Annotated in this window: 12 protein-coding genes and 1 pseudogene; 1 reads left to right on the top strand and 12 read right to left on the bottom strand. The window is 47.7% G+C overall.

Translation table 11 applies throughout. The features are described from left to right. The 9 genes from IQQ51_RS11605 to IQQ51_RS11645 all read right to left on the bottom strand — a co-directional run. The coding region (locus tag IQQ51_RS11605; RefSeq protein ID WP_228012820.1) for a fumarylacetoacetate hydrolase family protein at positions 1–758 on the bottom strand (758 nt) is incomplete at its 3' end. 9 nt (positions 759–767) lie between these two features. Further along, the gene (locus IQQ51_RS11610; RefSeq protein ID WP_193841154.1) at positions 768–1,898 is read right to left on the bottom strand and encodes a homogentisate 1,2-dioxygenase; all 1,131 of its coding nucleotides are present in this window, start codon (positions 1,896–1,898) and stop codon (positions 768–770) included. Beyond that, positions 1,891–2,964 (bottom strand): 4-hydroxyphenylpyruvate dioxygenase, encoded by a 1,074-nt coding sequence (gene hppD, locus IQQ51_RS11615; RefSeq protein ID WP_123300339.1) that lies wholly within the window; start codon positions 2,962–2,964, stop codon positions 1,891–1,893. The genes IQQ51_RS11610 and hppD overlap by 8 nt, the downstream gene beginning before the upstream one ends. 380 nt (positions 2,965–3,344) lie before the next feature. Next, a complete protein-coding gene (locus IQQ51_RS11620; RefSeq protein ID WP_193841155.1) occupies positions 3,345–4,004 on the bottom strand; it encodes an HAD family hydrolase in 660 nt (219 codons plus the stop codon). 1 nt (position 4,005) lies between these two features. Continuing rightward, the gene (locus tag IQQ51_RS11625) at positions 4,006–5,025 is read right to left on the bottom strand and encodes an ABC transporter ATP-binding protein (RefSeq protein WP_102393377.1); all 1,020 of its coding nucleotides are present in this window, start codon (positions 5,023–5,025) and stop codon (positions 4,006–4,008) included. Then, positions 5,025–5,810 carry an ABC transporter permease gene (locus IQQ51_RS11630; RefSeq protein WP_004732591.1) on the bottom strand — a complete coding sequence of 262 codons (786 nt, stop codon included), beginning with the start codon at positions 5,808–5,810 and terminating at the stop codon, positions 5,025–5,027. The genes IQQ51_RS11625 and IQQ51_RS11630 overlap by 1 nt, the downstream gene beginning before the upstream one ends. After that, on the bottom strand, positions 5,810–6,703 hold the full coding sequence (locus IQQ51_RS11635; RefSeq protein ID WP_193841156.1) for an ABC transporter permease: 894 nt from the start codon (positions 6,701–6,703) through the stop codon (positions 5,810–5,812). The genes IQQ51_RS11630 and IQQ51_RS11635 overlap by 1 nt, the downstream gene beginning before the upstream one ends. Then, complete coding sequence (locus IQQ51_RS11640; protein WP_193841157.1) at positions 6,700–7,599, bottom strand: alkaline phosphatase family protein; 900 nt, start codon at positions 7,597–7,599, stop codon at positions 6,700–6,702. Before IQQ51_RS11640 ends, IQQ51_RS11635 begins: the two co-directional genes overlap by 4 nt. A gap of 61 nt (positions 7,600–7,660) precedes the next feature. Further along, on the bottom strand, positions 7,661–8,764 hold the full coding sequence (locus IQQ51_RS11645) for an ABC transporter substrate-binding protein (RefSeq protein WP_193841158.1): 1,104 nt from the start codon (positions 8,762–8,764) through the stop codon (positions 7,661–7,663). A 211-nt stretch (positions 8,765–8,975) separates the two neighbouring features. On the opposite strand from IQQ51_RS11645, the gene IQQ51_RS11650 reads away from it, so the two are divergent. Next, positions 8,976–9,704 (top strand): UTRA domain-containing protein, encoded by a 729-nt coding sequence (locus IQQ51_RS11650; protein ID WP_077681178.1) that lies wholly within the window; start codon positions 8,976–8,978, stop codon positions 9,702–9,704. Positions 9,705–9,839: 135 nt separating this feature from the next. Here IQQ51_RS11650 and IQQ51_RS11655 read toward each other — a convergent pair whose 3' ends face one another. From IQQ51_RS11655 to IQQ51_RS26985, 3 genes and pseudogenes are all read right to left on the bottom strand, one after another. Continuing rightward, a complete protein-coding gene (locus tag IQQ51_RS11655; RefSeq protein WP_228012821.1) occupies positions 9,840–10,694 on the bottom strand; it encodes an amino acid ABC transporter ATP-binding protein in 855 nt (284 codons plus the stop codon). Next, a complete protein-coding gene (locus IQQ51_RS11660; RefSeq protein WP_050653103.1) occupies positions 10,687–11,352 on the bottom strand; it encodes an amino acid ABC transporter permease in 666 nt (221 codons plus the stop codon). The genes IQQ51_RS11655 and IQQ51_RS11660 overlap by 8 nt, the downstream gene beginning before the upstream one ends. Before the next feature lie 134 nt (positions 11,353–11,486). Then, positions 11,487–11,650, bottom strand: a pseudogene (locus IQQ51_RS26985) (amino acid ABC transporter permease); the annotation flags it as partial.

An 11,650-nucleotide genomic window follows, 5' to 3' on the forward strand; every position in this document is an offset into this window, starting at 1 on the left:
ACAATCAGCTCCGCGAAATTGAAGGTCATGTCCACACCGGCATTTGGACAACCAAAAGGCTGGTCATTGTAGGTTGAAGTCAGTGGCAGGTGCACCTTGCTGCCTTTCCACTGCTCACCTAGCTCGTCAGGTGTAACGGCAACCGGAGAAAACGCTGAAGAGGGCTTAGACTGGAAGAAACCAAAGCCCTTTGCGAGCTCTGCTGGAATCAAGCCACGCAGCGACACATCGTTCACCAACATCAGCAGGCGAATCGAATCATGCGCTTGCTTGGCACTGGCACCCATTGGTACATCTCCGGTGACAACGGCGACTTCACCCTCGAAATCGATGCCCCATTCGTCGCTGGCAAACTCAATATTGTCACGTGGACCAATAAAAGCATCTGAGCCGCCTTGATACATAAGCGGGTCAACCCAGAAGCTTTCTGGCATTTCAGCACCACGCGCCTTACGCACCAGTTCAACATGGTTTACATAAGCGCTGCCATCCGCCCATTGATAAGCGCGTGGCAATGGCGATTCACAATACTGAGTGGCAAACACTTCACTGCCCGTCACATGCCCGTTATTGAGCGAGGTGTATAACTCTTCTAATTGAGAAACAACGTTGTCCCAGTTATCCAAGGCTACCTGCATGGTTGGCGCCAAATGCATCGCATGGAAGATTTCAGCGGCAGGTACACACTGTTTGAGATCTCTACTCACGACCATCAACAGACCATCGCGAGTGCCATTTTTCTTGGTTGCTAATTTCATCCTTGTCCCTTACTTCTCTTGCCAACTGTAGACATATTCTTTGTTCTCAACGCTATCGAGTTCGTCAGAGAACTGCAGTGCATGACGAGTATCGATCATCACCGCGACTTCATCGGTAAACTTCTTCTTATGTGCTTGCCCCGCTTTGAAAGCCTTTGGGTGAGGCCCATGCGTGAAGCCTGCAGGGTGGAAGGTCACCATGCCCGCTTCAATATTGTCGCGGCTGAAAAAGTCTCCAGCGTGATAGAACAGCACTTCATCGTAGTCATCATTGTTGTGGTAGAACGGCACTTTCAGCGCACCGGGATCGCTCTCAATCGGGCGTGGTACAAAAGTGCACACCACAAAGCCTGCGCCAACAAAAGTGGTGTGTGCAGACGGTGGCAGGTGGTAGCGATGTGACATCAGCGGTCTGATATCGCGCCAATTCACTTTCACTACGGCCAAATCACCATGCCAACCAATCGCGTCCAAAGGATTGAACGGATAGGTGATCACACTGACTTTGTCATGGCGTTTCACCTGAACTTGGGTTTGGTCTTCTGAATACTGAGCGCGGAATTGATCGTTGATCGATGGAATTTCAAGAACCGCCGGATCAAACACTGCGTGATTGCCGACCATGCCTTTCTCTGGCAAGGAATAAGCGGCGTCGGTGTTCTCAATCATTAAGATGAACATCGGCTCGCTTGGCTCCAAACGCCAATTGGTCGAGCGCGGAATCATCACGTAATCCCCTTCACTCACCTCTAAATGACCATAGTCACAATAGAGATCGGCGCTGCCTTGGTGAATGAACAGCAGCTCATCGCCATCGGAATTACGCACCAAGAAATCCATCTTCTCATCCATACGCCAAACACGAATTTTACAGTCCGCGTTGTGCAAAAGATAAGGCACAGCCCAAGGGGTTATCTGGCTGGCTTTTTCCACCAGCGTAAAATCAAAAGCGCGAGGGCGTAAGTCGCCCTCCCACTCCGACCAACCTGTTGGGGCATGTTGGTGATGAAAGTGAGCGGCAGGGCCGAAGAAACCACTTCGGCCCGCCTCTCGCTCATAGATTGCCTCTTCAGGGAAGTCGGCATGCGCTTGTTTAGAACACACCCCCTCCCGATGAGGAAACGAGATCCATTTATGCATCGTCTAATACTCCTCGACGAATCTGGTCCTCTTCAATCGATTCAAACAGCGCCTTGAAGTTGCCTTCGCCAAAGCCTTCGTTGCCTTTACGCTGAATGATTTCAAAGAACACAGGCCCGATTACTGTCTGCGTGAAAATTTGCAGCAAGATGCCGTCTTTGGTCGGCGCACCATCAATCAGAACACGTAGGTCGCGAAGCAGGTCGGTATCTTCCCCGTGACCTTTCACACGATCGTCAACTTTCTCATAGTAGGTATCTGGGGTTGGCATAAAGTCCATGCCGCGATCACGCAGGGTTTTCACTGTTTTGTAGATGTCATCCGTAGCAAGCGCGATGTGTTGGATACCTTCGCCGTTGTATTCACGAATAAACTCTTCAATTTGTGATTTGTCGTCTGAAGACTCATTGATAGGGATACGGATTTTGCCACATGGTGAAGTCATGGCACGGCTCACAAGGCCTGTCAGCTTACCTTCAATGTCGAAGTAGCGAATCTCACGGAAGTTGCCGATACGCTCATAAAAACCAGACCACAGGTCCATATTGCCTTGTTTCACGTTGTGCGTGAGGTGATCGATCTCGTAAAGACCAACATCGGCTTTCGCCATGCGCTCTTGCGCGTCATCATAGAATCGGAAGTCAACGTCGTAGATGCTCTGCTTGCCGTAGCGATCCACAAAATAGAGCAGGCTTTCACCGATGCCGTAAATGGCAGGAATGCTCAGCTCCATCGGCCCTATTTCTGTTTTGTACTCTTCACCACCGCCCTTGAATGCTTGCTCCATAGCAGCCGTTGCTTCGTTGACACGAAAAGCCATGCCACAGACCGATGGCCCATGCACCTTGGCGAACGCTTCCGCTTGGCTGTGAGGCTGTTCATTGACGATAAAGTTGATGTCACCTTGTCGATACAGCCAAGCTTCTTTTGAACGGTGCTTGGCGATCTCAGCAAAACCAAGTGACACAAACAGCGCTTTAAGTTGCTCAATTCCCTTGTGGTCAACGGCCGTGTATTCAACAAACTCGAATCCATCCGTGCCAAGCGGGTTGTATGTATCCACCATGAACTTTCTCCTTGTACCTATTGGTTTTGTATTACGTTTTTTGTGAAATGGTTGTGTATTTTTTGTCCTTAATTAAATTTGGCCCACAAGCCGAGATAATGGAATGGGTGGAGGAAAATGGGCAATTACGATGAAACCCTGTCAATTTGTAAAATATTTGTTACACACAAACCATCAAGACAAGAAAGTGAGTGCTATCAAGGGATTGAAAGATGGTGGTTTGATTTACAGCAGAGTAAGAGATGTTATTGAATTGTTACATACGTGATTTTATCAGCTAAGACGATAAATCGAATATTAGACTGATGATGCAAAAAAGCCGCTGTAGTCAGCGGCTTTATGAGTTCTAGAACGAACCTAATTTGAATATAAGATTCAATTTAATCCCAGTTGAGAATCGACCAATTCGGTTGATCGGCTAACGCTTTCAAACGCGGACATGGGTTCACCAGATAGGCAAAGTCAGCGTGTTCACACAAAGGTAAGTCGTTGATTGAATCCGTATAAAAGTGAATGTCTGAGTAGTTGGTTTCTTGATTGTCTAACCACTCTTTTAAACGCGTCACTTTGCCTTCACGGTAGCTTGGTACACCTGAGATCTGAGACGTGAAGCGGCCTTGGTTTTCAATCAAATCGATACCGAGTGCATTCTCAATACCAATCTTACGGCCGACCGCTTCTACTAAGAAAGTCACGCTGGCAGAGATGATCAACATATCGATATCATCATTCTCAAGCTGCTCAATCAAGGGTTTCGACTGCTTGAACTGTTTAGGCAAAATATGCTGCTCAACACACTCTTCCACCAAGGCGGTGACTTGCTCTGTTGGCATTTCCGCGAGTGGCCGCATAGCGAACGTGAGGTAATCTTCCATGTTCAGCTTACCTTCCGAATACAGGCCCATTAAGCGCTGATCTTCTTCGATAAAGTTAGGCGCAGTGGCAATACCCTTTTCAACCAAGAACTCATTCCAGAGCATCGCTGCATCGGCATTGATCAGCGTTTCATCCATATCAAATACATACAAAGGTTTGAACATCTTAGGCTCTCACAGGTTGAATTTCGTTAAGGTTAAACAGGAGTTCAAGTTGGCTGCCGTTTGCCAACAGCCGTTCAGAGGAACGGTTAAGTAAGTCGACGGTTAATTCACATTCATCGACGTCCACTTGGTAGCGAATCACGTTGCCTAGCAGTTGGTGGTTGCGAATGGTGCCCGTTTTCGGCGCAGAGATATGCTCGCCATACTGTCGGCCTTGCTCTTTAACGTAGATAGATTCAGGACGAATCGCCACTTTCCACTCGGTTTCAATGTTGAAAAGTTGCTTGGCTTTGTTCGCTTGCACCAGATTGTAGTGTCCCATGAACCCAGCAACAAACTCATTGGCAGGTTGAGTGTAGATCTCTTCGGGTGTCCCTGCTTGTACGATCTCACCTTTATTCATCAAGAAGATGCGGTCAGACATGATCATCGCTTCTTCCTGATCGTGGGTCACGAAGATCGTGGTCAGGTTCATCTCTTTTTGAATATCTCGGATCTGTTGGCGTAGGTGTTTACGGATCTTCGCATCCAGCGCTGAAAGTGGCTCATCAAGCAATAGAATACGCGGCTTGACCACCAAGGCTCTTGCCAAGGCGACACGCTGGCGTTGACCGCCCGATAACTGATGCGGGTAGAATTTCTCTTTGCCCGTTAAATCCACCAGCCCAATCACTTTCGCGACTTCGTGCTTAATCTCGTCAGCAGCAAGCTTTTTCATTTTCAGGCCAAACGCAATATTTCCTTCAACCGTCATGTTCGGGAACAGCGCATAAGATTGAAACACCATGCCGATGCCACGTTGTTGTGGCACTTGGTGAGTAATCTCTTCGCCGTTGACCCAGATCTCGCCACCATCGACAGGATTCAGGCCAGCCAAGCTGCGCAGCAGAGTCGATTTACCACAGCCACTTGGGCCAAGCAGAGTAATGAATTCACCCTTCTCGATGGAAAATTGAATGTCTTCAAACACTGTATTGTCACCAAAGCTCTTAGTGAGGTTTTTCGCATTTACATAGCTCATTATTTTGTTCCCTGGCTGAAACGACTTGCCAACCAAGTCAGTAAGAAAATAAACAGGAAGTACGTCATCACAAGGGCTGACGTGAAGTGACCACTGGTTTGACGCATGTTGTATAGGTAGATTTGCAGTGTCTCGTAGCGTGTTCCTACCAAGATGTTGGCGAACACGAACTCGCCCAATAGGAACGAGAACGACAAGAACAGCGACGCCATTAAGCCTTTCTTAAGGTTTGGCAGAATAATCAATAAAAACGCTTTGGTGGTGCTTGCGCCGAGCAGATGTGCTGCGTCCATCAAGTCGTGCAGGTTGATCGCTTCAAAGCTGTTGGCAATCGCGCGATACATGAATGGCAACGCGATGGTGAAGTAGGTACCAATCAGAATCCATGGTGTGCCAATCAGTGAGATTTCGCTGTCTGCATACAGCTGAAGCAAGCCAACCGACGACACTACTGGCGGCACAGCAAATGGCAATAAGATCAGGATATTCATCACCTTGTCGAGCTTCGGGAAATAGTAAAACACCACGAAAATCGCAGGCAGAACCAACACCACACTCAATGACAGCGCCGCCACACAGATAAACAGTGAACGACCAAAAGCCTGCAAGAAACGAGGATCGGTCAGCAGGTTGATGTACCAATCCAACGTGAAGCCATCCGGCAGGATCGTCGCACCCCATCGAGAAGAGATCGAGTAGATAAAGGTCGCTAAGATCGGGATCATCATGATGCCGACAATCGAATAGACAACCGTTTTATGAAAGCGAGTATTTACGGTGTTCATTACTTTCTCTTCCCTGCGTAGCTTTTGCTGATCAGCCATTGGTTAATCACGGTGATGAAGGCTAGCATCGCCATCAGAATCACAGAAATTGCCGCAGCTAGGTTTGGTTCTAAGAACAAGTCGCCCGATACCAAGCTCGCAATTCGAATCGTAATCACGTTGTAGTTGCCCGAGGTCAACGCATACACGCTCGCATAGGCGCCAATCGCATTAGCAATCAAGATGATGAAAGTGCCGAACAAGGCAGGAGATAACACAGGCAGAGCGATTTTGGTCCAGTATTGCCAGGTTTTCGCGCCAAGCAATGCTGAGGCTGCTTGCCAGTCGTCACCCAAGGCGTCGAATGCTGGATACAGCAACAACACCGCTAATGGGATCTGGAAATAGATGTAAATCGCTAGCAAACCCCACTTGCCGTACAAGTCAAAATCGCCCAGTAATCCATACTGCTTGAGCAATAAGGTGATCGCACCATTGGTACCAAGGATGATGATGAAGGCGAACGACAGAGGCACACCAGAGAAGTTGCTGCTCATATTGGTAAACGCGATCACCGCATCGCGGATTTTAGAATCAACACGGCGCAATGAAGAGACCAACAGAGTCGCAATCGCCAAGCCAACAATGCTCGACCAAATCGACAACCATAAACTGTTGCCAAAAGCCTGCATCATGAAAGCAGAATCGAATATTTCAGAATAGTTTTCGAGAGAGAGCTCATCGTCATAGAAGAAGCTGTTGATCAGCACCCAAACCATAGGTGCCAGTTGGAACAGGTAGAAGAACAGCGCGAAAGGCGCAAGCCACAAAGCGGGCTTGAAGCGTTGAAACAAAGATTTGGTTTTGGGTTTAAGCGCAGAGCCATCGCTCTGCGTGATTACAGAACTGCTCATAGGGCCAACAATTCCTGAGTGTAAGATTTATCGTGTTCAAGGTTCAGTAGCTGACACACGCAGCCGCAGATATCGGTCTGTTTCACTGAACATTCTTGGTGTGTGAACTTATCGCCAATCACAAAGAATGGCACTTCACGCTCTTCAGGCAGAATGCCACCATGAGACAAGTCATTGTTCATGCCATGGTCACTGGTGATGATCACTTGATAACCATCATTTACCCATTTCTCAAGGTAGTTCGATAGGTAGATATCCGCGCCACGAGCACTATTACGGTACTGGCGAGAATCCAGCCCATGCTTGTGTCCCATGTCGTCAATGTTCATTGGGTGAATCAGCAAGAAATCAGGCTGATGAGTCACGCGCAAGTGCTCTGCATCCAAGAACAAGGCTTCATCTGGGTAGTGATCCCAGTGGTAGAAACAACCGTGTTGAATGTTCATGGTCTCATCGTTGGTGAAACGGTCGCGTACTGCATCAAATGGCGCTCGGTTATATAACTCGCTCACCCAATGGTAAGCCGCAGCTGCCGTCACTTTGTTCTGCGACTTCGCCAAGCTAAATACCGACTCGTGATTCGACAAACGCACGATTTGGTTGTTGACGATGCCACTCTCAACAGGGCGAACACCGGTCAGGATGCACTCATACAGTGGACGTGACATAGACGGCAGCTCGCACTGCACAGGGTAAAGCGTGGCGCGCAGCTTATTTTTTTGCGTGCTCTGCGAAGTGCCCTGTTTACTGTACGAATCGCCCTGTTTTGTCTGCAAATCGCCCGGTTTCTCATACATATCACTTTGCTCTAGAAGACCGTTCAGGTAGCCCATGCAATCACGGGCTACCTGATAGTTCAGTCCATCTAGAACAACAAGGATAACCTTATTGATCATGGTCTATTCTCTATTGCTTGTTTCTATAAGCCACCCGCTACAGGTGGCGTGTTAAGCGGGGTTATTGCTGGTGAATCAATACGCTTTCTTGCCATTGACGTGGCAGACGACGTGCTGATTTTTCCCATGCTGAGAAGTCAGATACTGGGTGCACGTTGCTGTATTCATCGTTAGAGATCAGCTTGTCTTGTACTGATGGAGGTAGCGTAACGCTGCTACGGATTGGACGTGCGTAACCTTCTGCTAGGTTAATTTGGCCTTGGTCACTGAAGATGTATTCACGAGCCAACTTCGCCGCGTTCGGGTTTTGTGCGTATTTGTTAATGATGGTGGTGTAACCAGAAATCACTGAGCCATCTTGTGGAATGCTGATGGTAAAGCGCTTACGGTCGATCTTGTCGCGGTAGTTCAGTGCGTTGAAATCCCACATGATTGCCACTTCCACTTCGCCTTTTTCAAGATTCGCGATGCTTGGGTCGGTGTAAGATAGACGGCCTTGCTTCGCTAGCTCACCAAAGAATTTAATCGCCGGTTTTAGGTTCGATTCGTCACCGCCATTAGCAAATGCTGCCGCTAGAATTGCGTTGTTTGCTTGTGCTGCTACACCTACATCACCGACTGTGACTTTGTAGTCGCCTTCTAGTAAGTCGCTCCAAGATTTTGGGGCATCTTCCACAAGGTTGTTGTTTGAAATGAACGAGATAGTACCTGTGTAAGCCAAAGCCCAGTGACCATCTTTGTCTTTCGCCCAATCTGGAATGTCATCCCAAGTGGTTGGCTTGTATGGCTGCGTTACGTCTTTCTGCACAGCGACACGTGCAAATGCAAAACCAACGTCACCGATATCTGCGGTTGCGTTTCTTTTCTCTGCTTCAAATTTCGAGATCTCTTGTGCCGAACTCATGTCTGTATCCTGATGCTTCAAACCGTAGTTTGCTTTCAGATCAGCCCATGTGCCTTTCCAGTTTGCCCAACTGTCAGGCATACCCACACTGTAAACCGCACCCTCTTTTTGAGCGGCTTCAATCAGTGACTCAAGATCAGCATCCTTCGCCATCGCTGGCATTGAAAGTGTTGCCGTTATTAACGTTGCACCTATTAGCTTTGTAGATGAACCCATAAGTTTGGCTGGCGATACAGTTGAACGGCTAAGCAAAGTTTTCATTGTCTCTATCCCTCTGGACTAGGTCAGTAAGTTCGTTTTGTATGCTATCGCCGGAGTGTGACGCTTTCGCGCAAGTTATTTGACAGTTAGGATGCATTTCCGTGGCAATTATATTTCACTCATATGACAGCAAGCCTTTGTTTACTGTCACATTCCTGTTAACTCCATGGTTTACCTTATTAAGTACACGAACTTATGGACTAGATCAGCAATGAGAACATTGGGTACAGGGCAATCAGGGACACAGCTAGGCAGAATTAAGGCGAGCATTAGAGAACAGCTTCAATCTGGCATCTTCACCGAGGGGCAAAAACTGCCATCCGAAAGAGAGCTCAGCGAGCTGTTTTCCACCACACGAATCACGCTCAAAGATGCGCTGGTGTCTCTAGAAACCGAAGGTTTGATATACCGAGAGGAACGCCGAGGTTGGTATGTGTCGCCCGAACGGATTCGCTACAACCCATTGTCACGTTCTCACTTTCATCAAATGATCCGCGAACAACACCGCATAGCAGAAACCAGACTGCTCAGCACCCGTACAGAGATGGCGGCAAGCGATTACGCCAAAGCATTAGAGATAGAGCAGATAACGCCGATACACGTGATTGAGCGCTTGCGTTTTATTGATGGCAGAGCAGTGCTGTTTGTTGAAAATGTACTGAAAGCGCCCTTGTTTGATGGTGTCTTGTCGGAAAACCTCACCATGTCACTAACAGGCATCTACCGAGAAAAATACGGCTACGAGACCAAACGCTCGCGCTTTGATGTGATTCCCACTTCAGCCCCTGCGCATGTCGCCAAGGCGCTGAATTTGGCCGAGGGTCAGCCCGTACTGAAGATCTGCCGAGTGAACTACAAGCAAGATGGTGAGCTAATGGACTGCGAACTGGAGTACTGGCGCCCAGATTCTGTGGTCATTCATATTGACAGTATTGGTTAGCGCCACATGGCCATTTGTATAGTTTTGGGTTTGGCTTTGGGTTTGGGAAGAAAAAACCAGCACAGACAAAAACTCCGACGGATTCAGTCGGAGCTTTTTAACAGTCGAACCTTGAAGCTGTACAAGCTATCTAACTCATGAATCAAGCTTGAGGAACTGTCTTACCCTTGATGAATCTGGGTTAGTGAAAAACTTCTCTGGGTTGGATTTTTCAATCAATATGCCCTTCTCAAGAAACACCACCTGATCCGACACCTGACGCGCAAACTCCATCTCATGCGTCACCACTACCATGGTGTAGCCCTCTTGCGACAGTTTCTTCATCACCAATAGCACCTCTTCGACCAATTCAGGATCGAGTGCTGACGTTGGTTCATCAAACAGCAACACATCCGGCTCCATCGCGAGTGCTCTGGCAATGGCGACACGTTGCTTTTGCCCACCCGATAACATACTCGGGTAGTTCTCTAGTTTGTGCGACATCCCTACCTTATCGAGTTGCTTACGAGCCATCTCCTCTGCGTCTGATTTCGCTATCTTCTTAACGTGAACGAGCGCTTCCATGACGTTTTGCAACACGGTTAAATGCGGCCACAAGTTGAAGCTTTGGAAAACCATACCAAGGCGCTCTCTAAGTTTCGCCAGCTCTTTATATTTGAGTGGTTTTTCCGTTTCTGAGTTAATACCAATACGCTCATCACCCATGAAAATCGTGCCGCGCTCTGGCTGCTCTAGCCAATTCATGCAACGTAATAACGTCGATTTCCCTGAACCTGACGAACCGAGAATACTCACCACATCGCCTTTGTTGATGTTGAGGTTGATATCTCGCAGTACTTCGATGCCATCAAACTGTTTCGACAGATTTTCAACCTTGATGATCGTCTCTCGTTCTTCCAATAGTGGCTCGCACTCAATTACTTCCAAATTCACGCCCAAATAAGGGTTAATCGGTGCTTCCGTTTCAATAATCTCTGATTGTTTAAGCATGGCTAAGCCCTCTAAGTTCAACTTTGGTTTGGATTCGTTTGGTGATGGTTTCAAGTGCAATACTCACAGCCCAGTAGAGCGCGATAGCAATGATGAACGCATTCAATGGGATGAAGTACGTCGATTGAATACTGTTGGCGGCCGCGGTAATTTCTGCGACGGTGATGATGCTAAGAAACGCAGTGTCTTTTAAGCAGATGATGAGTTGGTTCGTGATCAGCGGAACCGATTTAAACAACACATTTGGGGTAATAACTCGGGTAAAGGTTTTTAATTTAGAGAAGCCATAAGCGTGCGCCGCTTCGATGTAACCTGGCTCTAGCCCCTTACGAACACCTCGGAAAATCTCACAAAAATAGGTACCGTGATAGAGACTTAGCGCGATGATTCCCGCTGTAATCGCATCGAGTCGAATACCAACCTGCGGCAACCCGTAATAGAGCAGGTACGCTAAGATAAGAAACGGCAAGGTGCGCATCATGCCTATCAAACTATTGATGGTGTACTTGACACCAAGTTTTGAATTTTCGAGGCAATACAACAAACTGATGCCAATGATGAAACTCAAAATTGAAGACGAAACAAAAAGATAAAATGTGGTCACAAACCCTGAAGCAAACAGCTCTTTTTGTTGCCAGATAATATTCCATTCTTCCATATTTACTCCTTAAACCTACCCGCTCAATAACGCATCACAAGCAGGTAAATGGTGTTTCTGACCAAGCAGTCGTGACGGCAAAACTGTGGCAGTCATTGATAGTTGTGACTGAGGTAGATTACTGCTAGCCACACTTACTGCTGCAGATAAGTAGCTCGGTTTTCAGCCACCGCTTGCAACTTCACCAACACGCCAATAATCAACATGTATATGGCACCAGCACACAGAATCGGCCCAAGTGGTTCATAGGTAACCGCAGAGATTCGATTGGTGACACGAGTTAGGTCGACAATACCGA

This window comes from Vibrio sp. OPT18, assembly GCF_015163615.1.
GTDB classification, from domain to species: Bacteria; Pseudomonadota; Gammaproteobacteria; order Enterobacterales; family Vibrionaceae; genus Vibrio; species Vibrio coralliirubri.

Bases quoted from the DNA above. Each gene is read 5' to 3' on its own strand.
- IQQ51_RS11640 (WP_193841157.1), bottom strand. From the start codon at position 7,599: ATGATCAATAAGGTTATCCTTGTTGTTCTAGATGGACTGAACTATCAG.
- IQQ51_RS11635 (WP_193841156.1), bottom strand. From the start codon at position 6,703: ATGAGCAGTTCTGTAATCACGCAGAGCGATGGCTCTGCGCTTAAACCC.
- IQQ51_RS11655 (WP_228012821.1), bottom strand. From the start codon at position 10,694: ATGCTTAAACAATCAGAGATTATTGAAACGGAAGCACCGATTAACCCT.
- IQQ51_RS11620 (WP_193841155.1), bottom strand. From the start codon at position 4,004: ATGTTCAAACCTTTGTATGTATTTGATATGGATGAAACGCTGATCAAT.
- hppD (WP_123300339.1), bottom strand. From the start codon at position 2,964: ATGGTGGATACATACAACCCGCTTGGCACGGATGGATTCGAGTTTGTT.
- IQQ51_RS11630 (WP_004732591.1), bottom strand. From the start codon at position 5,810: ATGAACACCGTAAATACTCGCTTTCATAAAACGGTTGTCTATTCGATT.
- IQQ51_RS11645 (WP_193841158.1), bottom strand. From the start codon at position 8,764: ATGAAAACTTTGCTTAGCCGTTCAACTGTATCGCCAGCCAAACTTATG.
- IQQ51_RS11660 (WP_050653103.1), bottom strand. From the start codon at position 11,352: ATGGAAGAATGGAATATTATCTGGCAACAAAAAGAGCTGTTTGCTTCA.
- IQQ51_RS11610 (WP_193841154.1), bottom strand. From the start codon at position 1,898: ATGCATAAATGGATCTCGTTTCCTCATCGGGAGGGGGTGTGTTCTAAA.
- IQQ51_RS11650 (WP_077681178.1), top strand. From the start codon at position 8,976: ATGAGAACATTGGGTACAGGGCAATCAGGGACACAGCTAGGCAGAATT.
- IQQ51_RS11625 (WP_102393377.1), bottom strand. From the start codon at position 5,025: ATGAGCTATGTAAATGCGAAAAACCTCACTAAGAGCTTTGGTGACAAT.